Source organism: Nocardia salmonicida NBRC 13393 (genome assembly GCF_001613085.1).
Classification (GTDB): domain Bacteria; phylum Actinomycetota; class Actinomycetes; order Mycobacteriales; family Mycobacteriaceae; genus Nocardia; species Nocardia salmonicida.
This window is the reverse complement of the sequence record NZ_BDBR01000037.1, coordinates 31,931-52,048: the sequence shown is the minus strand read 5'-3', so window position 1 is coordinate 52,048 and position 20,118 is coordinate 31,931. Positions and strand designations below refer to the sequence as shown.

19 protein-coding genes are annotated in these 20,118 nt (G+C 69.0%); 6 read left to right on the top strand and 13 right to left on the bottom strand.

All coding sequences use genetic code 11. The features are described 5' to 3' along the window. Window positions 1-29 precede the first annotated feature (29 nt). The 4 genes from NS1_RS29245 to NS1_RS29230 form a co-directional block, all read right to left on the bottom strand. Window positions 30-887, bottom strand: a complete 858-nt coding sequence (locus NS1_RS29245) for an IclR family transcriptional regulator (protein ID WP_056809622.1) — start codon at window positions 885-887, stop codon at window positions 30-32. Window positions 888-1,066: 179 nt separating this feature from the next. Beyond that, a complete protein-coding gene (gene bphC / locus NS1_RS29240; protein WP_062989612.1) occupies window positions 1,067-1,972 on the bottom strand; it encodes a biphenyl-2,3-diol 1,2-dioxygenase in 906 nt (301 codons plus the stop codon). A gap of 26 nt (window positions 1,973-1,998) precedes the next feature. Then, window positions 1,999-3,177, bottom strand: coding sequence for an acyl-CoA dehydrogenase family protein (locus NS1_RS29235; protein ID WP_062989610.1), 1,179 nt, complete (start codon window positions 3,175-3,177; stop codon window positions 1,999-2,001). Between the two features lie 37 nt (window positions 3,178-3,214). Beyond that, on the bottom strand, window positions 3,215-4,387 hold the full coding sequence (locus NS1_RS29230) for a 3-ketosteroid-9-alpha-monooxygenase, oxygenase component (RefSeq protein ID WP_255284740.1): 1,173 nt from the start codon (window positions 4,385-4,387) through the stop codon (window positions 3,215-3,217). A 178-nt stretch (window positions 4,388-4,565) separates the two neighbouring features. On the opposite strand from NS1_RS29230, the gene NS1_RS41220 reads away from it, so the two are divergent. Next, window positions 4,566-5,183, top strand: a complete 618-nt coding sequence (locus NS1_RS41220; RefSeq protein ID WP_062989606.1) for a hotdog family protein — start codon at window positions 4,566-4,568, stop codon at window positions 5,181-5,183. Between the two features lie 89 nt (window positions 5,184-5,272). Further along, window positions 5,273-6,130, top strand: a complete 858-nt coding sequence (locus tag NS1_RS29220; protein ID WP_062989604.1) for a DNA/RNA non-specific endonuclease — start codon at window positions 5,273-5,275, stop codon at window positions 6,128-6,130. Between the two features lie 28 nt (window positions 6,131-6,158). On the opposite strand, the gene NS1_RS29215 is transcribed toward NS1_RS29220, so the two are convergent. Continuing rightward, window positions 6,159-6,692, bottom strand: coding sequence for a VOC family protein (locus NS1_RS29215; RefSeq protein ID WP_062989602.1), 534 nt, complete (start codon window positions 6,690-6,692; stop codon window positions 6,159-6,161). A 132-nt stretch (window positions 6,693-6,824) separates the two neighbouring features. Continuing rightward, window positions 6,825-7,430 carry a TetR/AcrR family transcriptional regulator gene (locus tag NS1_RS29210; protein ID WP_062989600.1) on the bottom strand — a complete coding sequence of 202 codons (606 nt, stop codon included), beginning with the start codon at window positions 7,428-7,430 and terminating at the stop codon, window positions 6,825-6,827. Between the two features lie 72 nt (window positions 7,431-7,502). Here NS1_RS29210 and NS1_RS29205 point away from each other — a divergent pair, with 72 nt between their 5' ends. Next, a complete protein-coding gene (locus tag NS1_RS29205; protein ID WP_062989598.1) occupies window positions 7,503-8,264 on the top strand; it encodes a 3-hydroxyacyl-CoA dehydrogenase in 762 nt (253 codons plus the stop codon). 57 nt (window positions 8,265-8,321) lie between these two features. Here NS1_RS29205 and NS1_RS29200 read toward each other — a convergent pair whose 3' ends face one another. From NS1_RS29200 to NS1_RS29175, 6 genes are read right to left on the bottom strand one after another with little or no spacing between them, the layout of a single operon-like run. Next, window positions 8,322-9,770: an SDR family oxidoreductase gene (locus NS1_RS29200; protein ID WP_062989596.1), complete on the bottom strand. Its 1,449-nt coding sequence runs from the start codon at window positions 9,768-9,770 to the stop codon at window positions 8,322-8,324. A 24-nt stretch (window positions 9,771-9,794) separates the two neighbouring features. Continuing rightward, window positions 9,795-10,652 (bottom strand): MerR family transcriptional regulator, encoded by an 858-nt coding sequence (locus NS1_RS29195; RefSeq protein WP_062989594.1) that lies wholly within the window; start codon window positions 10,650-10,652, stop codon window positions 9,795-9,797. Then, complete coding sequence (locus NS1_RS29190; RefSeq protein WP_062989592.1) at window positions 10,649-11,053, bottom strand: hypothetical protein; 405 nt, start codon at window positions 11,051-11,053, stop codon at window positions 10,649-10,651. Before NS1_RS29190 ends, NS1_RS29195 begins: the two co-directional genes overlap by 4 nt. After that, the gene (locus NS1_RS29185) at window positions 11,050-12,360 is read right to left on the bottom strand and encodes a class I SAM-dependent methyltransferase (protein ID WP_062989590.1); all 1,311 of its coding nucleotides are present in this window, start codon (window positions 12,358-12,360) and stop codon (window positions 11,050-11,052) included. Before NS1_RS29185 ends, NS1_RS29190 begins: the two co-directional genes overlap by 4 nt. Beyond that, window positions 12,357-13,082 (bottom strand): DUF1365 domain-containing protein, encoded by a 726-nt coding sequence (locus tag NS1_RS29180; RefSeq protein ID WP_062989588.1) that lies wholly within the window; start codon window positions 13,080-13,082, stop codon window positions 12,357-12,359. Before NS1_RS29180 ends, NS1_RS29185 begins: the two co-directional genes overlap by 4 nt. Beyond that, window positions 13,079-14,410 carry an NAD(P)/FAD-dependent oxidoreductase gene (locus NS1_RS29175; RefSeq protein WP_062989586.1) on the bottom strand — a complete coding sequence of 444 codons (1,332 nt, stop codon included), beginning with the start codon at window positions 14,408-14,410 and terminating at the stop codon, window positions 13,079-13,081. Before NS1_RS29175 ends, NS1_RS29180 begins: the two co-directional genes overlap by 4 nt. A gap of 203 nt (window positions 14,411-14,613) precedes the next feature. On the opposite strand from NS1_RS29175, the gene NS1_RS29170 reads away from it, so the two are divergent. Both NS1_RS29170 and NS1_RS29165 read left to right on the top strand, forming a co-directional pair. After that, window positions 14,614-15,582 carry an SDR family NAD(P)-dependent oxidoreductase gene (locus tag NS1_RS29170; protein ID WP_062989584.1) on the top strand — a complete coding sequence of 323 codons (969 nt, stop codon included), beginning with the start codon at window positions 14,614-14,616 and terminating at the stop codon, window positions 15,580-15,582. A gap of 278 nt (window positions 15,583-15,860) precedes the next feature. Further along, entirely contained in the window at window positions 15,861-16,334 is a 474-nt protein-coding gene (locus tag NS1_RS29165; RefSeq protein WP_062989582.1) for a hypothetical protein, read from the top strand. 9 nt (window positions 16,335-16,343) lie between these two features. Here NS1_RS29165 and NS1_RS29160 read toward each other — a convergent pair whose 3' ends face one another. Further along, window positions 16,344-17,993 carry an FAD-dependent monooxygenase gene (locus NS1_RS29160; protein ID WP_062989580.1) on the bottom strand — a complete coding sequence of 550 codons (1,650 nt, stop codon included), beginning with the start codon at window positions 17,991-17,993 and terminating at the stop codon, window positions 16,344-16,346. Window positions 17,994-18,232: 239 nt separating this feature from the next. Between NS1_RS29160 and NS1_RS29155 the strand changes: the two genes are divergently transcribed. Then, window positions 18,233-20,044, top strand: coding sequence for a multicopper oxidase family protein (locus NS1_RS29155; protein ID WP_062989578.1), 1,812 nt, complete (start codon window positions 18,233-18,235; stop codon window positions 20,042-20,044). Window positions 20,045-20,118: the final 74 nt, after the last annotated feature.

Below are 20,118 nucleotides of genomic sequence, written 5' to 3'. Positions count from 1 at the left end.
CCGGGCCGGCGACTCGGCGAGGTGGTGGCTCAGGCTGTGCGCGGACCACGCTGATCCGCGTACGGACGCGCCGCCGGGCCCACCCCGAGCGGGCGGGGATGCTGCTGCAATGTCGGATGAACTCGCACCCGGCCGTCGTCGACATGGCGCCAGATATTGAGCGCGGTCGTGCGCACCGGCGCGCTGAGACGGTGATCGAACAGCATCCGATCCAGCGGCCCGCACACCGACACCGCCGCCACGGCGGCCTCGCCGAGATCGCCGATGGGCGCCGCGATACAGCCGAAGCCCGGCAGCGATTCCTCGCGTTCGACGGCGATTCCGTGCGCGCGCACCTTGTCCAGTTCGGTGTCGAGCTGGGCCTTGGTGGTGATCGAGTAGCGTGTGCGCGCGCCGGCCTGGCCTGCGAGGGCGTCGGCGACGCGGCGCTCGTCGGAGTAGGCCAGGATCGCTTTGCCGACCGCGGTGCAGGCGGCGGGACGCCTGCCGCCGACGCGGGTGGGTACCACCGCCGACAGCTCGCCGCCGACTTTGTCGAGGTAGACGACGTCAGGACCGTCCAGCACGGCCAGGTGTACGACGAACCCGGTGACCCGGTGCAGCTCGTGCAGGAACGGCATCGCCGCGCGGTGCAGCCGGTCCTGATGCACCGCCAGCGAGCCGAGCTCCATCAGCCGGATGCCGAGCTCGTAGTCGCGCCCTTCACGACGTAGCCAGCGCAGCTGCACCAGCCGATCGAGCATGCGATGCGCCGAGGATCGAGGTAGGCCGGTGCGCCGGACGATCTGGGCGAGGGTGAGCCTGCCCGGGCCGTCGAAGGCGTCGAGCAGCAGGGACGCGCGATCGAGGATCGCGCTCGGGGTGGTGGCCTCGGCCTGGATGACCATGAGCTCTCCATTCGGATCTACGAGCTGATGCCCACTCGCATATTTCGATTAGGCATATACCTATTCATACCATCCGTTGTGGTCGTTGTCACATGATTGGGCAGGTCCATATCAAGACGACGGCCCCCGGTCCGAGCGATGAGCTCGGGCCGGGGGCCGTCGTGGGGCGGGCGCGGGGTCTACATGGCCGCGAGCGGCTCGCTTCCGGACCAGTCGTGGCCCCAGTAGCTGTCGGCGGTGATCTCCTCAGCGCTGTAGGAGTTCTCGTCGACCCGCATGCCTTCGGTGCCGAACTCGATGTCCCAGCCGCCGGGCGCGCGGACGTAGAACGAGACCATCTTGTCGTTGGTGTGCCTGCCCAGCGTGGACGACACCGAGAAGCCGTCCTTGGTCACCCGGTCCAGCGCCTGGCCGACGGCGTCGAGGCTGTCGACCTCCACCATGATGTGCACCAGGCCGGGCGCGCCGCCGTGCGGAGCCGGGCACAGCGCCAGGCTGTGATGACGTTCGTTGACCCCGAGGAACCGCACCCGCATCGGGCCGTACTCCGGCGGCGCCGGGATCCGGAAGGCGCCGCGCGGCAGGAACCCGAGCACGTCGGTGTAGAAGCCGAACGCGCCGTTGGGGTCCATGGTCGGCAGCACGACATGGCCGAGGCCCTGTGCGCCGGTGACGAACTTCGCGCCGAACGGCGTCACCACCGGACTGTGGTCGAGCACCGCGCCGTGGAACACCTCGAGGGTGGCGCCGGTCGGGTCCTGGAAGGTGATGACCTCCTCGACCCGGCGCGCGTCGGCCTCCTCGACCGACAGCGGTTTCACCGCGATCCCCGCCGCCGTCACGGCTTCCTGCACGCGGAGCAGGGCCGCGTGGTCGCGGACTTCCCAGCCGATGGTCACGATGGCGTCGCTGTCGCCGGGCACGATCGTGATCCGCGCCGCGCGCTCGTCCATGCGCAGATACAGCGCGTTCTCGTCGGGCCCGCTGCCCTGCGCGAAGCCGAGCACCTCGAACGCGAACTTGCGCCAGCGTTCCATGTCGGCGGTCTGGATCTTGACGTAGCCGAGGCCTTTGATGTCTGTCATTTCCGTTGTCCTTCTCGGTATTCGGGTCAGATCATCGAGCGCAGGTTGTCCGCGGGCTCGAGACCGAGGGAGCTGACGGCCGAGGCGTGATACACCGTGCTCGGCACGTGGATGGCGTGGGCGAGGCCGACGTGCGCGTCGCGCCAGTAGCGCTGCAGCGGCTTGTCGATCCGCATGGCGTTGCCGCCGGAGCGGGCGAAGATCTGGTCCACGGCGGTGACCGCGCGCCAGGCCGCGCGGACCTGGGTGCGCCGGACCGCGGCCCGCTCGGCGAAGCCGATCTCCTTGCCGGCGTCGACGGCGTCGAAGATCTTGTCGGCGTTCGCGAGGAGTTCCTGGCGCGCGGCGTTGATGTCGGCGGCGGCCTCGCCGATGGCGAACAGCACGTACGGATCGTCCTTGACCGCGGTGCCCTGTGCGCCGACCCGGTCGCGCTGGTAGTCCAGGTGCGCGGCCAGCGCGCCCTCGGCGATGCCGACCACCGCGGAGCTGATGCCCAGCGGGAACATCGTCGACCACGGCATCTTGTACAGCGTCTCGGTGACCCCGTACTCCTTCTGCGCGGTGCCGTCGATGACGTGGTCGCCGTTCATCACCCGGTAGTCGGGCACGAACGCGTCCTTGACGATGATGTCCTTGGAACCGGTGCCCTTGAGGCCCACCACATTCCAGGAGTCCTCGACGATCCGGTAGTCCTGGCGCGGCAGGATCATGTGCAGCATCGTCGGCGGCATGGCCATCTTGCCCTCGGCGTCACCGAGCATGGCGCCGAGGAAGATCCAGTCGCAGTGATCGGTGCCGGAGCTGAACTGCCAGCGGCCGTTGAAGATGTAGCCGCCGTCGACCGGACGGGCGATGCCGGTCGGCGCGTAGGGCGAGGCCATCCAGGTGTCGTGGTCGTCGGCCCACACCTCGTCCTGCACCTTCGGGTCGGCGAAGGCCAGCTGCCACGGGTGCACGCCGACGATGCCGGCGATCCAGCCACTGGCCGGGTCGAGCGCGGCGGTAGCCATCACCGTCTCGGCGAACTCGCGCGGGTGCGCCTCGTAACCGCTGTACTTCTTGGGCTGGAGCAGGCGGATCGGGCCCGCCGTCTTCAGCAGCTGGGCCGTGGCATCGGGCAGCTGCCCGAGACGCTCCGCCTCCGGTGCCTGCTCGCGCAGCTGGTCCGCGATGGCGGCGATATTGTCGAGAACTCTGGTCATCTCCGATGATGCTTTCTGTTCGTGGTGGGGTGAGGGATCAGGACATGGTGTCGATGACGGCGCCGCGGGCGATGTTGTCGGCGACCTCGGCTTCCCAGCTCGTCACCGCGCGGTCGGTATCGATCTCGAACTCGAACCGCTTGGTCATGTCCTCGGTGACGTCGTCGACGTCGACATAGAACTGCTTGTACCAACGGCGCAGCTGATACACCGGGCCGTCTTCCTCCGACAGCAGCGGATTGTCGATGGGTGCCTTGTTCTTCCAGATCTCGACGTCCTGCTCGAAGCCGTACTCGACGCCCTGCGCGAACTGCGCCGCCATCGCGTCGGCGTCCTCGTCGGACATGCCCTCCGGCTTCTTCACCATCGCGCCGTACTGCAGCACGAACGAGTTCTCGTCGACCGGGTAGTGGCAGTTGACGAGCACGGTCTCGATGGTCATGCCCTGCGCCTCGCTCCACAGCCAGTCGAGCATGTAGGACGGACCGAAATACGACGCGTCCGAGCGCAGGGTGGAATTCGGATCGTCGTAGCTGGTGCCGACCGTGATATCCATGCGCGGGGTCGAGCGCATGTACTGGGTGGCGACGTGACCCTCGAAGACGTTCTTGAAATAGCGCGGGAACGAGTAGTGCACGTAGAAGAAGTGCGCCATGTCGACGACGTTGTCGACGATCTCGCGACAGTGCGAGCCCTCGATCAGAATCGAATTCCAGGTCAGGTCGGTCCATTCCGGTGTGCCGTAGCCCTCGATCTCGGGAATGGTCACCTCGTCGGTGGGCTTGCTGCCCTGTGGGTCGTGCCAGACGTAGAGCTGGCCGTTGCGTTCGAGCGTCGGCCAGGTGCGCGTCTTGGCCAGCGGCGGGACCCGGCGCGCGTACGGAATGGCCGTGCACTTGCCGTTGCCGCCCCAGCGCCAGTCGTGGAACGGGCAGGCGATCGAGTCGCCCTTGATGGTGCCGTGGGCCAGGTTCCCGCCCATGTGGCGGCAGTAGCCGTCGAGTACGTGCAGCGCGCCGTCGGATTCGGACTGGAACACCACGAGCATGGTGCCGAAGGCCTTCACCTCGTGCGGGTTGCCGTCGCGGAACGACGAGAGCAGGCCGAGGCAGTGCCAGCCGCGCGCGAAGCGGGTGGGCGCGGCAGCAGCCTCGATCTGTCGGTAGTCGGCGGCGTCGGGTGTTCGGCCGTTCGGCGGGTTCTCCGGCATCGAAACCTCCATGTTCGGACGGAGTGGGGATGAGCTGCGCCGATGGTCGCGCTGTGCGCGGGGGTTCGGGCCGTCGCGTTCCCGGTCAGCGGACATGTTTTCGGCGCGGTCGACCCGGCGTCCCGATGAGTGGGAGCGGAACCGATCACAACGCGCGCGGCGGCCCTACCGTGACGGCATGCTCCTGGAAACCGATGCCATCCGGCTGTTCGCCGAGGCGGCGCGCTCGCACAACCCGGCCTACCGGCTCGCCGATCGGCCGGTGGTGCCGCCGACTTTCCTGCCCGCCGACGGATTCGCCTCCGGCGTGGGGGAGCGGGTCGAGACCGATCATCGGTTCTTCGGTCCGCCGCCCCGCGCGGGTGACCAGCTGACCGCGATTCGCGCGGGAGCCACCACCGACCAGCCCGCCGCCGTCGCCACGGAGTCGCTGACCCGTTACTTCGACCGCACCGGCGGTCTGGTCGCCGAATCCTGGGCGGCGGCGGAAACCTTTGCGGGCGAGCAGGTTTCACCACAGGCCGCGGCTCTGTTGGCGACCTATGCCACCGACTGGCTCGGGGCCGAGGCGATCCGCCGATTCCGCACCAGGTCGGTGCGACCTCTGCCGCCCGGTGACGTCATGTCCTGTTCAGGGCGCGTCACGCAGAGCTATGTGCAGGACGGCGAATCGCGCGTCGATGTCGCTCTGGCCGGCGCCGATGCCGCGGGCAATGTCGTCGTGCGGGCGTGGGCGACGTTCGCGGTGACCGATGACGCGACTCCGGACCCGGCCGGGCGGCCCGCAAACGGGTAGTCGACTACTCGTGAGGATGTCTCCGGCGGCGGCGACGATGGTGTTCGAACTACCGATACACCACGTCCGCCTGCTGGAAGGGGCACCCGATGACCGCCAACGTGGCTACCGCGTCGACGAACGGTAGCGCGAGCGACACGCTGCGCACCGGATACGACCCGGACTTTCTCGGGCCCAGGGTCGAGGTCCCGGAACTGGATGCCGCGGTCCGCGCCGACGCGGTTCGCCTGGACGGCTCCGACGTCATCGACTACACGCACTTCTCGTTGGCGTTGAGCACGCCGCGACGGTTCGCGTTCTGGGTGGCCTGGAACATCGACGGCGCCGCGATGCGGAAACTGCCCCGCACCGGCATCGACTTCGTCAAAGATCCGCGTATCCCGGCCGAGGTGCAGGTGGGAAACGAACTGTACCAACGGAATCGGCTCGATCGTGGACACCTGGCGCGGCGCGCGGATCTGCTGTGGGGCACCGAGACCGAAGCCGAGCAGGCCAATATCGACTCGTTCTTCTACACCAACATCACCCCGCAGATGGACGACTTCAACCAGAGCAGCCGCGCCGGTGTATGGGGGCAGCTCGAAGACGCGGTCTTCGCCGACGTCGAGATCGACGACCTCAGGGTGAGCGTCTTCGGCGGACCCGCCTTCCGCGCCGACGACCAAGTGCATCGTGGCGTGGCGTTGCCGCGGGAGTACTGGAAGGTGATCTGCTTCGTGGCGGGAAACCGGCTGCGGTGCAAGGTGTTTCTCCTGACCCAGCACCTCGACGAACTCGAAGCGCTCGCGCTCGACGAGTTCCGTGTCTTCCAGGTAGCGGTGCCCGAGATCGAACAACGAGCACGCTGCCGATTCCCCGCGGCCCTGCACATCGCCGACACGTTCGTGACCCAGGAGTCGGTCGACGGCCGTCGTCCGCTCGAGTCGACGGCCGACATCAGCTGGTAATTCGTACCGGACGCCGAGGACGGCAGGGTCAGGACGTCGCGGCCCGCTGCGCCGCGACGCGCGCCCACACCTGCGGATCGGTGCGCGGGCCGCCCGGAGTGGCTGCGCCGTATCGTTGGATCTGGGCGTCGATGTCCAGTGGCGCGGTCAGCGAGGTGCCCGGCGCGAGTGCGGCCTCGACGTGTTCGTCGGGGACCAGCCAACACACCTCGAACTCGATGCCGTCGGGGTCGCGGGCGTAGAGCGCTTTGGTCGACCCATGGTCACTGGCCCCCGTCAGCGCGTGCGCCGCCGCCAGGCGGTCCCGGACGGCTACGAGCTCGGACAAAGTGTCCACTTCCCACGCGACGTGATAGAGCCCGACCGAGCCCGTGGGCCCGGCCGCGGGTGTCCTGGCCTGGAAGAGCCCGAGGTCGTGGTCGTTGGCCGAGCCGGGGGAGCGCAGAAACGCGCCGCCGGGAAATCCTTCGGGGAGCCGCTCGAATCCGAGCACGTCCTCGTAGAACGCGATACTGCGCGGCAGATCCGCGACGAACAGCACGATGTGGTTGATTCCCCGCATCTCCGGTGGCCTCCTCGATCGAAAGTTCTCGCCTCTTGACAGTCCCACGCCGGTGGCGACGACACCACCGGATGACCGGTAAGCGGGAGACTTCCTGACCGCCGTCGCCGCCCCGCTGCGGTGGAGCGCCGCTCAGTCGGGTGTGGAGCCGGGCAGGTGCGGATCCATCCATCGCAGCATCCGGTCGACCGAATCCGCGCAGTCGCCCTCCGATCCGGACTCGGCCCACTCGATCAGCGCGGCGAAGGTGGCGGACTGATAAGCGGTCGCGATGGCCCGGCAGACGGCGGCGGGGGAGCCGGGCAGTCGGTCGGCCAGGTAGCCCGACAGCGTATCGATCCACGGCCGGTAGATCCGGGGAGCGGTCGCAGCCAGCTCGGGTTCCGAGGAGATCAGCCGCAGCCAGCCCGCGGCCAGCTCCTGGATCTGCGGATCGCGGGATACCGATTCGACGATCGCGGTCCGGACGACCACCGCGGGCGGTTCCTCGGGGGCGGCGGCGCCGAGTGCGGATTGCAAACGCTCCGTCGCGGGCGCGACGCCGATCCAGGCGATCTCGGATCGGGACGAGAAGTGCCGCAACAGGGTACGGGTGCTGATCCCCGTGGCCTCGGCGAGATCGTTCCAGCTGGTGGTGGCGAAACCGCGCTCGGCCCACAGACGCAGCGCGCCGGCCGACACGGCCCTGGTGTCCAGCACGGAGGGACGGCCGGGGCGGCGGGGCGCTGGCTGGGTCATCACGAAAGCCAAACAGTTTTGGCGAAGTGTGTCAATATCGGTGAGACTTCACCGAAAAACAGGAGAAACAGTATGGATTTCGTCAACTTGTCCGCGATCGTCACCGGTGGTGCGTCGGGTCTCGGCTTGGCGACCGTGCAGGAACTGCACGCCAAGGGCGCCAAGGTCGTCATCATCGACCTCCCCTCGTCCAACGGTGCGGCCATCGCCAAGGAACTGGGCGAGGGCGCGGCTTTCGCGGCCGCGGACGTGACCGATGAATCGGCGGTAGGCGCGGCCCTCGACGTCGCCGAATCGCTCGCGCCGCTGCGGATCGCCGTGAACTGCGCGGGCATCGGCAACGCGATCAAGACGGTCGGCAAGAAGGGCGCGTTCCCGCTCGCCGATTTCACCAAGGTGATCAACGTCAACCTCGTCGGCACGTTCAACGTGATCCGGCTGGCCGCCGAACGCATGGCGTGCACCGACCCGGTCGGTGAGGAGCGGGGCGTCATCATCAACACCGCCTCCGTCGCCGCCTACGACGGCCAGATCGGCCAGGCCGCCTACTCCGCGTCCAAGGGCGGCATCGTCGGCCTGACCCTGCCGATCGCGCGTGACCTGGCGAGCTACAAGATCCGCGTCGTCACGATCGCGCCCGGACTGTTCCGCACTCCGCTGTTCGAGACATTGCCGGAGGAGGCGCTGCAGTCCCTCGGCGCGCAGGTGCCGCACCCCTCGCGCCTGGGGCAGCCCACCGAGTTCGCCGCGCTGGCTCGCCACATCGTGGAGAACCCGATGCTCAACGGCGAGACCATCCGCCTCGACGGTGCCATCCGGATGGCGCCGCGCTGAGTCGATCTGTGCGACAACGGCATCCGGCCGGGCAGTGCGCCCGGACGGATGCCGTTGTCACTCGGCCGCCCCGGTGATATTGCGGGCCATCCCGCCGAAGATGATCGCGTGAAAGGGACTGAGGGACTTCCAATAGAGGTGCCCGGCCAGTCCGTGTGGTTCGAACAGGGCACGCTGACGGTAATGCGCGCCGCCGCCGTCGGCCGGGGTGACCGACAGCTCGAGCCAGCCTCGTCCGGGCACGCGCATCTCCGCGCGCAAGCGCAGCAACCGTCCGCGGTCGAGGTGTTCGACCCGCCACCAGTCCAGCGCCTCGCCCACGTGCAGGCGATGTGGGTCGCGCCTGCCGCGGCGGAGGCCGACGCCGCCGGACAGGCGGTCGATCCACCCGCGCAGTGCCCAGGCCAGCGGGAAGGAGTACCACCCGTGTTCGCCGCCGACGGCTTCGACGACGGCCCACAGCGTGGCCGGGTCGGCGGTCGTGTCCCGCTCGCGCACATCGCTGTAGAGCGTGCCGCCGGACCAGTCCGGATCGGTGGGCAGCGGATCGGACGGGGCATCGGCCAGGCCGGCATCCGACCATCGGGTGGGCACGTCCCGATCGCGAATGCGGTGCAGTGCCAAGCTCACCGCGCCGAGATAGGACGTGAGCCCCTCCGGTGGGTCGGGGATGTGGTCGGCGATGCGGTGCTCCGCGCAGACCACGTCGTTGACGAGCGATTCCATCAGCGGCACGGCGAGTGCGCGCGGCACCGGGGTGACCAGGTTGACCCACTGCGCCGACAGCCACGGCGTGAGTACCGGCACCGGCAGGATCACCCGCCGGGGCAGCCCCGCCGCCACGGCGTAGCCACGCATCATGCCCTCATAGGTGAGCACATCGGGCCCGCCGATATCGAAGGCGTCGTTGACGGTATCGGGGAGGTCGGCGGCGCGCACCAGATAGTGCAGGACATCGCGCACCGCGATGGGCTGGATCCGGCTGCGCACCCAGCGCGGCGTCACCATGACCGGTAGCCGTTCGGTCAGATACCGCAGCATCTCGAAACTGGCCGAGCCCGAACCGATGATCACCGCCGCCCGCAGCACCACGGCGGGCGTCGGCGCGTCCAGCAGGATCTGTCCCACCTCCGCGCGTGAGGCGAGGTGGCGCGACAACTCCTGGCCGCTGGGCGTGATGCCGCCCAGATACACCGATCTGGTCAGGCCCGCCCGCGCGGATTCGGCCGCGACCAGGCGCGCCGCCTCACGATCCACGTTCTCGAAATCGGCGCGGCCCAGGGAATGGACGAGGTAGTAGAGCACTTCCTGTCCGTCCAGCGCGGCACGGACGTCCTCGGCCCGGGTGACGTCGCCGCGCACGACCTCGACCTGTTCCCGCCACGCCGCGTCGACGAGTTTGCCCGGGTCACGGGCCAGCACCCGGACCGTGTGCCCGGCATCGAGCAGTTCCGGAACGAGTCGGCCACCCAGATATCCGGTGGCGCCGAACACTACACAGCGCATAGCGGTTCACTCCTGTCCGACGAGTCACAGCACGGGGTTCGACAAGACATCGACGGCCTCCTCCAGAGAGCTGAGCCGCCGCCCGATCACGACGTCCGTCCAGCCGGGACCGGCGGACATTACCGGACCTTGCCCCGCGACCGCGTGAAGCGCGGCGGGTGCCGCGGTCGCGGGCGTCTGCGACCACAGCACGACGACGGCGGGACGCGTCCGCCGCGACAACGATTGGGCCAGCGCGTCATCTGGCACATTCGCACCGAGAAGCAGTGCGGCCCTGCCCTTCTCGGCGAGTGCGGCACGCAGAATCTCGAGCGGTAGCACATGGTGTTCGCCCGCGGTGCAGGCGAGGACGACCTCCGGCTCTCGACCCGCATCGGTCAAGGGCGGGACACAGCGATGCAGACTGGTCGTGATCGCCCACGACAGCAGGTGTTCGACGTCGATGTAGCCGCGGCCCTGCTGCTGACGAGTCACGATGTGCTCGAAGGCGGGTCGGCACAGCTGGTTCCAGGTGGGCACGACGCCGTGATGGGTGATGTGCGCCGCCAGCAGGTCCAGCAGCCGGGAGATGTCCATGTTCTCGGCGGCGATGATCACCGGATCGACCGCGCCGAGCTCCGGCTCGGGGGCGCGCACGGTGCGCGCGGCCTGCGCGGCGCTTCCCGGAGTGGCGCCGGCCCTGACCAATTCGACCATTTTGGTGGCCACGGCCAGGTCGGCACCGGTGTAATGGCGGTGCCGACCTGGCAGATGCCCGCGCGGGCCGAGGTCGTAGCGCTGATTCCAGCTGCGCAGGGTGGCGACCGGAACTCCCAATAGGCGCGCGACGGTGCCGACGGTCAGCTCCGTCGCCGCCTGAGGGCCGTCCGGCGTGGCCGTCATGGCCGGTGAGCGCCCCGTTCGAGCACCGGCCGGGTTCTCCCGCGACGCTCGTAGACAGCGCCGACCAGACACAGCAGTCCCCACGTCGAGGTCACCGCGAGAGTCTTGCCGAGTTCGGGACGGCCCCTCAGCGCGTGGGCGAACACGGCGGTATCGGCGGCGTCCGAGCCGATCCGCACGAAGGCGGCCACGGTGCGCGCACGGGCGCCGGTCGCCGTGACCGAGGCGAGCCCGGAGAGCACATCGCGCAGCGCGACAGAGCGGGCCAACGCGCGCAGTTCGGGTTCCTCGCCGGTGCCGAGCCCGCTGGGTCGCAGCAAGATCTCGGGACGGACGGTGACCGCGACGCCGTAGGCCGCGGTCGCGACGCCGAGGATCCGGGAGGGCGTGGTCGGGTTCATCGCGCCACCACCGCATCGAGCTCGGCCGACGAGCGCCGCCGGAGGATCAGTTGCAGCGCATCCAGGTACCCGGAGCGGAAGCCGGCTTCGGAGTAGGCGAGATACAACCGCCACATTCGCTGGAAGACCTCGTCGAAACCCAGTGCGGTGACCTGGGCGTCGGCGGCGGTGAACCGGTCCTGCCACAGTCGCAGGGTGTGCGCGTAGTGCTGTCCCATCGCGCTCCGATCCACCTGTTCCAGGTCGGTGTGGCGCGAGAGCAGTTGCGCCAGTAGTTCTTCCGAGGGGAGGAAGCCGCCGGGGAAGATGTACTTCTGCACCCAGGTGTGGGTCGCGCGGCTGGCCAGCATCCGATCGTGCGGCATGGTGATGACCTGCACCGCGACGTGACCACCCGGCGCGAGCAGTCGCTCGAGCACGGTCAGGTAGTCCGCCAGGTACTCGTAGCCGACGGCTTCGATCATCTCCACCGAGATCACCGCGTCGTAGCTGCCGTCGACATCGCGGTAGTCGCGCAGTTCGATCGTCACGCGGTCGGCGAGGTGGGCCGCGGCCACGCGCTGCTGGGCCAGCACGAGCTGTTGCGCCGAGAGCGTCACGGAGCGGACGGTCGCGCCGCGCTGCGCGGCTCGGATGGCGAGTTCGCCCCAGCCGGTACCGATTTCGAGCACGGAGGTGCCCGGTCCGACGTTCGCGGCGTCGAGCAGGCGGTCGATCTTGGCGTGCTGGGCGGCGGCGAGGTCGTCCCACTCCGGGGCGGGGTCGAGCCGGTCGAACAGCGCCGACGAGTACGTCATGGTCTCGTCGAGGAACAACGCGAAGAAGTCGTTGGACAGGTCGTAGTGGTGCGCGGCATTGCTGCGGGCACCGGCGGGCGTGGCCCTGGTCCGGCTGGGTTGTCCGGGCAGGAACAGGGGACGCAGTGCTTGCAGCGGCGCCGGGACCAAGGCGCTCAGATCCGAGGCCAGCACGGTGAGGACCGCCGTCGGGTCCGGTGCCGACCAGTCGCCCGTCATGTACGCCTCGCCGAATCCGATGAGGCCGGTCGCGCCGAGCCGGGTGGCGAACGCGTCCGGATCGTGCAGGACCATCCGCGGGGCCGTCGGGTCGTCGACGCCGCCGCCGAACATCGTGCCGTCGGGCAGTTCGACCCGCAGCGCGAGCCGTTGCGCGGCCCGGCGGAACAAGGCCGCCGCCACCAGCCGACCGGCGCCGGCGCGGACCCCGCGAGGCACCTCGGCCAGGTGCGGCCATCGGTCGACGAACGCGGTGACGGGCGGCGCACCGCAGGTGGAGATGGTGGTCATGGCAGAGCCTCCTGGGAGAGATGCGGTGTGCGTGGCACGATCGGCAGACCCCGATGCCACAGGCGTAGGCCCTGCCATCGGATGCGCGCGGCGATGCGCCAGGTTTCGATCGGGTGCGCGAGAACCGCGCTGGTCACAGTGCGGCGGGTCGCGGGGCGGACGAGGCCGCGGACGGTGGCGTCGAAGGTGGACCGGCCGTCTGGTCCCTCCAGCGATATCGCCAACCGCAGCCGGGTGTCGGGAACCGGGAGACGCAGCCGGTAGCGCCCGGTCACCGGGTTGAACGGCGAGACGTAGAACTCCTTGGCGACCGACGGATTCGGCTCCGGCGAGACGAGATAGCGATGGCGTTCACCGTAGGTGTTGTGCACTTCGGCGAGCACGCACCGCAGGGCGCCGGTGTCGTCGTGGCACCAGAACACGGTGAGCGGGTTGAAGACGTAGCCGAAGATCCGCGCGTTGGCGAGCATGAGTATCTGTCCGCCACGCAGATCGATGCCCTGCTGGGTGAGATGGTCGACGACGTTGTCGCGCAGCGTGGCCGATGGATCACCGAGATGGTCGCGGGCATGGAAGCCGGCGAACGGTCGCAACGGCCAGGGCAGGCTCGGCAGTTCATCGAGGTCCACGAGCCAGCTGTAGCTGCGATACGCGAACAGGTGCCGCACCGGTTCGCGACGCGAATGGCGGATCACCGTGCGTACCAGCCGGGCTCGGGTCATCGCACCTCCTGCTTGACCGCCGGGGCGTCGGCGGGACGCGGTTGCCACACACCGCCGATGCGTTCGGCCGCGCGCAACCCCGACAGCGCGCCGTCCTCATGGAATCCCCACCCGTGGTAGGCGCCTGCGAAGGCCACGGTCTGGTCGCCGATCTCGGACAGCCGCCGTCGGGCGGCCATCGAACGCGGCGTGTACTGCGGGTGTTCGTAGGTCATCGTGGCGACGACCGTGTCCGGCGCCACCCGGTCGGCGTCGCCGAGAGTCACCAGGAACCGGCGATCGACGGTGGCGGGCAGCCGGTGCAGCCGGGTCAGGTCGTAGCTCACGAGCACCCGGTCCGGCGAGGAATCACAGTGCGGCAGTCGGTAGTTCCACGACGCGCGGGCCGCGGTGCGGCGGGGCAGCACGGACTCGTCGGTGTGCAGCACGGTGTGGTTGGTCGAATAGGTCAGGGCGGCGAGGATGTCGGATTCCGCGGTCGTCGGCCGATCCAGCATCCGCAACGCCTGACCGGGGTGGGTGGCGATCACGGCGGCGTCGAAGTGGTCCACCCGATCGGCGTCGTCGCGGACCTCGACCGAGCCCGCGGCGCGGTGCACGGCCCGCACCGGCACCGCCGTGCGCACCTCCTGCACGCCCTCGGCGACCGCTCGCACATAGGTGGCCGAGCCGCCGGTGACGGTGCGCCAGGTGGGCGAGCCGAACACGGTGAGCATGCCGTGGTGATCGAGGAAGGTGAACAGATAGCGGGCGGGGTAGCGCAGCGCGAGATCCGGCGGGCACGACCAGACCGCCGCCACCAGGGGAACCAGGAAGTGCGCGGTGAAATAGTCGGAGAAGGCGCCGGCTCGCAGGAATTCGCCCACGGTGCGCAGGTCGTCGCCGTGGTCGATGTCCAGTTCGGCGCGGGCCAGGCGGTGGAAGCGCGTGATCTCGCCGAGCATTCGCAGATAGGAGCCGCGGGTCAGGGACCGCGGCTCCGGGAAGATCCCGCGCAGCCCCTTGGCGCCGGCGTATTCGAGTCCACAGCCGTCACAGCGGATCGACATCGACATGTCCGAGTCCTGCGTGCGTACGCCCAGCTCGCCGAACAAACGCTGCAGGGTCGGGTAGGTGCGGTCGTTGTGCACGATGAAGCCGGAATCCACGCCGAGCCACTCCCCGGTGCCGTCGGCGCGGGAATTCACCCGATGGGTGTGGGCATGGCCGCCGAGGCGAGCATCCGCTTCGTAGAGCACGACTTCACAGGTGCGGGCGAGCACCCAGGCCGCGGTGAGGCCGGCGACCCCACTGCCGATCACGGCCACCCGACGTCGATCACCGGTCATCGCTTTTCGCTTCCCCGGACCGCGACCGGTAGGTCCGGCGAATCCGCGATGTGTCGTTTCCTGCTGGGCGAGGTGGGGGTCATGACGTCCTCCGGAGTTCGGTCGGCCGGCGGACTGTCCGGCTCACACTTTCGACGCTACCATTGAAACGACGCACAAACGATGCATAGCATGTCAGTCGATCGATCAGGCAGGGGCTCACGATGACCACTCACCTTCCGAGCTTCATCGACTCCGCACTCGACCGCACCGTCGTCCCCGGTTACAGCCGGATCGGCTTCCAGGTGCGAAGCCGAGGGTGGCCGCCGTTCGCGCCGCAGGCACTGCGGGGCCGGACTGCCATGGTCACCGGTGCCAACTCCGGCATCGGCAAGGCGATCGCCCTCGGACTGGCCGAACTGGGCGCCGCGGTCATCTTGGTGGTGCGCAATACCGCGCGTGGGATCTCCGCGGCCGCGGAGATCGCCGAGGCTGTTCCCGGCGCTCTCGTCCAGGTGCGGCGATGCGATGTCGCCGACCTGGCGGACGTACGGGATTTCGCTGCCGATTTCGTCGGCCGGGCCGACCAGGTGGACATACTCGTCCACAACGCGGGAGTCATGCCAACCACCCGCACCGAGAGCCGACAGGGATACGAGCTGTGTGTGGCCACGCACGTCCTGGGACCGCTGCTGCTCACCGAAATGCTCTCACCGGCACTGCAGCGCGCAGGGGACGCGCAGGTGGTCCTGATGTCCTCGGGTGGCATGTACGCCCAGGCCGTTCATCCCGACGATCTGGAGTACCGCACCGGCGACTATCGCGGCGCCACCGCTTACGCCCGCTCGAAGCGGATGCAGGTCGCGCTCACGCCGATGCTGGCCGAACGTTATTTCGGAGCGGGCATCGCGGTGCACAGCATGCATCCCGGCTGGGTGAACACTCCGGGTGTCGCCACCTCACTGCCCAGGTTTCGGGCGCTGACCGGCCCCCTGTTGCGCACGCCCGCCCAGGGGGCCGACACCGCGATCTGGCTCGCCGCCACCGACGGCTTGCCGTCCGGACTGTTCTGGCACGACCGCATGCCGCGGCCCGAGCACTACTCGCGGCGCACCATGGAGTCGGCCGCCGACCGCGATCGCCTGTGGGAGTTCTGCGCGAGTGCGACCGGCGTGACCGCGGGCAAGCCCTGATCGTAGCTCGAGGTAACGATGCGACTTCGATGCGATAAAGGGATGGGTCATGGTCGCGGAGGCCGTGCGGAGTGAGGCTCGGTTCGGCAGATGAGCGGGCGCTGCCGCGACCTTTGGGATGGGTCGAAGACGGCGGAGGGTGCCTTGATGCAGAATGTGAAGGTGAACGATAGACCTGAGACGAAGTTTGGGGTGTTGGCTGCTGTGGGACCGATAGCTGTCGCGACACCTGTCCGCGGTTAGTTCGATGTCGGCAGGAAACCGGGGCAGGGTTCACGATGGGACCTGATGAAGACCGTTTCGATGCGGTGGAGCGGCTGCGTCGGAAATGGGAAGAAGCCAAGGCCGCCGAGGACGGTTCCGGTGCGGCCGCGGGCGCTGCATCGAATGTCGTCCGGCTGCCGAGACTGCCGCGACGAGGTCGGGAGAAGGTCGACGAAGCTCGACCTCGGCCGTGGCCCGCGGAGGAAGTCGACGATCCGGCGCCGACCCGACCGGTGACCCGAGCGGAATTGCAGGGCGAGACGGGTGCGTGGCTGTTCCATGGGGCGGCGCTGTCCGCGGCGCAGGCCGACGAGAACCCCGAACACGAAGGCAATGTCATAGATTTCGGCGCGTCGCGTCGGAAGCGTACGGGGGCCGATTCTCCGCCCGGGCGTGCTCGGCCGAGGGCGATGCCGCGCAGAATCGGGACCGGCGACAATCCCGGCGGCGAGGCCGACACCGCACCGACGGACCGACCCGAGCGGTAATCGCGCGGATCAGGCGATCCCCAGGACGCTCTCGGGTGCCGGGGCGAACGTCGACTCGAAATGACGGATGAGATCGTCCGGGGTGGCGGGGGAAGCGGCGTAGCCGAGGTAGCCGTCGGGGCGCACGACATAGGCCGCGCCGGCGGCGCAGTGGTATCGCCGGGCGAAGTCGCCGTCGCTGTCGCGGATGACCGGGAGGATCGTCGGGGCGATGGTGGCCCCCGGACCCGCGACGAGGTAGATGTCGAGGTGGTCGTCGGTCAGTTTCCGGAGCAGCCCGGCGTGGCGTTCCATCTCGGTGAGAGTGGCTGTGTCGCAGGTGTTGTCGACGTACCGGAGCAGCGTGTGCCCTGGTCCGGCGAGCAGCGGGAACAGGCGGAAAGGTGACGTCACGCCGTCTCTGGTCAGCCCGGTCGCGTCGGGAGCGCGGCTGCCCGCGAGGGGAGAACGCGCGCCAGTGGGGGATTCGGTGACAATGGGGCTGTCCCGGTAGTCGATCAGCAGCTGCGCCTCGCGCAGCAGAACCCGTTCAGGATCCGATTCGTCGGCGCCGATCCCGTCGCGGGCGTGCCGGACGGTGCGGCCGACCACCTCCTCGCCGACCGGCCTGCGCTCGGCGTCGTAGCTGGCCAGCAACGACGGCGCGGCCACCTCCGCGACCGCCAGCGCCAGCTTCCACGCGAGGTTGTGGGCGTCCTGGATGCCGGTGTTCATGCCCTGGGCGCCCGTGGGCGGGTGGATGTGGGCGGCATCGCCCGCGACGAAGACCCGTCCCCGGCCGTAGGCGTCGACGATGCGATGGCTGATCCGGAAGACCGAGGACCAGCGCAGATGCGAGGCGGTCGTCGGCTCGGGTGAGAGCCGGTCGAGCACCGCCTGGATATCGGCCAGGCTGGGGCCGGGCCCGGTGCCGAGTCCGTGCTCGATCTTGTCGCTGCCGACGGAGGTGTCGATCTCGAGTTCCGGGGGAACCCGCATCGACACGCGGTAGCGGTGGTGGCCGGGCAGCGGGATGCACACCAGCACGTCGTCGGTGACGCCGTTGGTCTGGTGCATCGACCGCACGTTGTAACCGTGCGGCTGTGACCAGTCCAGCTCGACATCGCCGAGCATGTACTGCTCATCGAAGGCCGCACCCTCGAACGTCAGACCCAGCGTCTTGCGGACGGTGCTGTGCGCGCCGTCGCAGCCGACCAGATACCGGGCCCGCACCGTGTGCTCGCCCTCGGGTCCGGCGAGCACGGCATCCACACCGTCCTCGTCCTGGGTGAACCCGACGAGCCGGACCCCGCGCTCCACGCGCGTGCCCAGCGACTCGAGGTGTCGGCGCAGGATCCGCTCTGTCTCGTACTGGGGCAATCCGAGAAACCCGAAAGGGATCTCGGGCGGCAGCGTCAGATCCATTCGGTCGGCCTCGGCGCCGTTGACGTACACGATCTGACCGCGCATCAGGATCCCGGCGTCGAGGACCTCCCGCAGGACGCCCATCGCCTCGAACAGTTCCAGCGTGCGGGGTTGGATGCCCACCGCTTTCGCGTACTGCGGCGGATCGGACTGCGCGTCGACGATCCGGCACCGCACACCGTGTCGGACCACCTCCACGGCGGCCGCCGACCCCACCGGACCTGCGCCGACGATCAGAACATCGGTATCGAACATGCGACATCACCTCGCGCTGGAAGCCCCCGCCTCATGTTGGTCCGCTGATCGTACGCCTGGCGCCGACCCGCGAAATGCCTTCGACGAACGGGTCGCGAGCCCTCCTCGGACGCAGCCGATATCGGCATGTGCTGCGACGATGCACCGAGTGCCATCCAGGGGGGTACTGGTTACTGTACTCGGTGGTATGTTCGCTCGCGCGGTGCCCGCGACGATGCGGGCCAGGGAAGGGCTCGAGCATGGAACATCCGATCGAACGCCGTCGGTTCTTGCGGGCGGCCGGAGTGGGCCTGCTCGCCGCGGCGCTGGGGGAGTCGCAGGTCGGCGCGGTCCCCACCGCGCCACCGGGAGTGCGCAGTCCCCTGCTGTTCCACTCCCCGGCACTCGAGCCGTTCGTCGACGAGATGCCGCGACTGCCCGTGGTGCGGGGCGACCGGCTCGAACTCGTCGCCGAGACCACGACCCACCGGTTCCACCGTGATCTGCCGCCGTCGCCGTCACTGGGCTACAACGGCATGAGCTATCTGGGCCCGACCGTCGAGCATCCGGCGGGCACCCCGCTGCGCCTGCGTTTCGCGAACAGGATGACCACGCACCCGCTCGCCGCCGATATGGATACCAGCCTGCACGGCGTCGCCGAGAGTTTCCGCACCGCACCGCCGTCGTCGCTGCATCTACACGGCGGGGTGACGCCGCCCGACAGCGACGGGCACCCCGAGCAACTCGTCTATCCCGGCGGCGACATCGACCACGACTTCCCGCTGGCGCAGGACACCGGCCACCTCTGGTATCACGACCACGCCATGGGCATCACCCGCGTGAACGTCTACGCCGGGCTGGCCGGAATGCTGTTGCTGCGCGACGAGTTCGACACCGGCGGACCCGACAACCCACTGGGCCTGCCCGCGGGCGAGTTCGAAGTGCCGCTGGTCCTGCAGGAGAAGCTGTTCACCGCGGACGGGCGCCAATCGGTCCGGTCGACACCGGTGGTGCCCGAAGGCGGCTGGGAGGGTGGAGCCGTCGGCGACATCGGCCTGGTCAACGGCAAGATCTGGCCGTATCTGCCGGTCGCGCGTTGCCTCTACCGCTTCCGCGTGCTCAACGCGGCGTCGTTCAGCGTATGGAATCTGTTCTTCGGCAACCGGATGCGCTTCTGGGTGATCGGCACCGATCACGGCTTGCTCGACGCGCCGGTCGCCACCCACGAGCTGCGGCTGGCGCCGGGTGAGCGGGTGGATCTGCTAGTGGACTTCGCCGAGCTGGCAGCGGGCGAGACCGTCGAACTGCGCAACGACGAGGCGCCGGTATCCCAGGCCGCGATCCTCGGCGAGGTCGCGATGTCGCGGTTCTGTCAGTTCCGGGTAGAGGATCGGCCCGGCTTCGCGGGCGGCGTCCCGGAACGGTTACGCGGCGGAGCCGGACTGCCGCCGCTGCTGCCGCCGATCGAAACACCGACGGTGATCCGCGATGTCACCGTCAGCCAGCCCTACGAGCTGCGCGTGCCGCCCGCGATCATGTCGCTGAACAATCTCACCTTCAGCAGTCCCGATATCGAGATGCCGCGCCAGGGCACCGTCGAACAGTGGAACATCATCAACATCACGCCCGATCCGCACCCGATCCACCTGCACCTGGTCACCTTTCGCATTCTCGGCCGGACTCCGCTGCGCACCGTCGACTATCAGCTGGCCCATCCGCAGCCGCCCGTCGGACAGAAATGGGTGCCGTCGGCTCGAGGATTCCTGGCGGGTCCGATGGTGGCGCCGCAGCCGTGGGAAGCGGGTAACAAGGACATCGTGCGCGTCGACGGCGGCACCGTCACCAGCATCATCGTGCGGTTCCCGACCGCGGCGGAACTGGGCTTCGACCCGGACGCGCCGTTCCCGCGCCGGGTCGCGACCGAACGCGTCGGCGCGGATACCCATACCGGTCACCGCGCGCCAGACCACGCCGGTCATCAGCACGACGAACTGCGCGGATACGTGTGGCACTGTCACCTGCTCGACCACGAGGACCACGACATGATGCTGAAGTACCGCATCGTGCCGTGACGGTTCCGTACTTTCAGGTACGGAAAGAGATTCGACATAGTATGGTCGACATCGATCGCAGTCAGCGAGCGGAT

What these genes read in the sequence shown, in the direction of transcription:
- NS1_RS29205 (WP_062989598.1), top strand. Translation starts at nt 7,503, where the DNA reads ATGGATTTCGTCAACTTGTCCGCGATCGTCACCGGTGGTGCGTCGGGT.
- NS1_RS29190 (WP_062989592.1), bottom strand. Translation starts at nt 11,053, where the DNA reads ATGAACCCGACCACGCCCTCCCGGATCCTCGGCGTCGCGACCGCGGCC.
- NS1_RS29175 (WP_062989586.1), bottom strand. Translation starts at nt 14,410, where the DNA reads ATGACCGGTGATCGACGTCGGGTGGCCGTGATCGGCAGTGGGGTCGCC.
- NS1_RS29200 (WP_062989596.1), bottom strand. Translation starts at nt 9,770, where the DNA reads ATGCGCTGTGTAGTGTTCGGCGCCACCGGATATCTGGGTGGCCGACTC.
- bphC (WP_062989612.1), bottom strand. Translation starts at nt 1,972, where the DNA reads ATGACAGACATCAAAGGCCTCGGCTACGTCAAGATCCAGACCGCCGAC.
- NS1_RS29195 (WP_062989594.1), bottom strand. Translation starts at nt 10,652, where the DNA reads ATGACGGCCACGCCGGACGGCCCTCAGGCGGCGACGGAGCTGACCGTC.
- NS1_RS29165 (WP_062989582.1), top strand. Translation starts at nt 15,861, where the DNA reads ATGGGACCTGATGAAGACCGTTTCGATGCGGTGGAGCGGCTGCGTCGG.
- NS1_RS29235 (WP_062989610.1), bottom strand. Translation starts at nt 3,177, where the DNA reads ATGACCAGAGTTCTCGACAATATCGCCGCCATCGCGGACCAGCTGCGC.
- NS1_RS29215 (WP_062989602.1), bottom strand. Translation starts at nt 6,692, where the DNA reads ATGCGGGGAATCAACCACATCGTGCTGTTCGTCGCGGATCTGCCGCGC.
- NS1_RS29170 (WP_062989584.1), top strand. Translation starts at nt 14,614, where the DNA reads ATGACCACTCACCTTCCGAGCTTCATCGACTCCGCACTCGACCGCACC.
- NS1_RS41220 (WP_062989606.1), top strand. Translation starts at nt 4,566, where the DNA reads ATGCTCCTGGAAACCGATGCCATCCGGCTGTTCGCCGAGGCGGCGCGC.
- NS1_RS29245 (WP_056809622.1), bottom strand. Translation starts at nt 887, where the DNA reads ATGGTCATCCAGGCCGAGGCCACCACCCCGAGCGCGATCCTCGATCGC.
- NS1_RS29155 (WP_062989578.1), top strand. Translation starts at nt 18,233, where the DNA reads ATGGAACATCCGATCGAACGCCGTCGGTTCTTGCGGGCGGCCGGAGTG.
- NS1_RS29230 (WP_255284740.1), bottom strand. Translation starts at nt 4,387, where the DNA reads ATGCCGGAGAACCCGCCGAACGGCCGAACACCCGACGCCGCCGACTAC.
- NS1_RS29160 (WP_062989580.1), bottom strand. Translation starts at nt 17,993, where the DNA reads ATGTTCGATACCGATGTTCTGATCGTCGGCGCAGGTCCGGTGGGGTCG.
- NS1_RS29185 (WP_062989590.1), bottom strand. Translation starts at nt 12,360, where the DNA reads ATGACCACCATCTCCACCTGCGGTGCGCCGCCCGTCACCGCGTTCGTC.
- NS1_RS29220 (WP_062989604.1), top strand. Translation starts at nt 5,273, where the DNA reads ATGACCGCCAACGTGGCTACCGCGTCGACGAACGGTAGCGCGAGCGAC.
- NS1_RS29210 (WP_062989600.1), bottom strand. Translation starts at nt 7,430, where the DNA reads ATGACCCAGCCAGCGCCCCGCCGCCCCGGCCGTCCCTCCGTGCTGGAC.
- NS1_RS29180 (WP_062989588.1), bottom strand. Translation starts at nt 13,082, where the DNA reads ATGACCCGAGCCCGGCTGGTACGCACGGTGATCCGCCATTCGCGTCGC.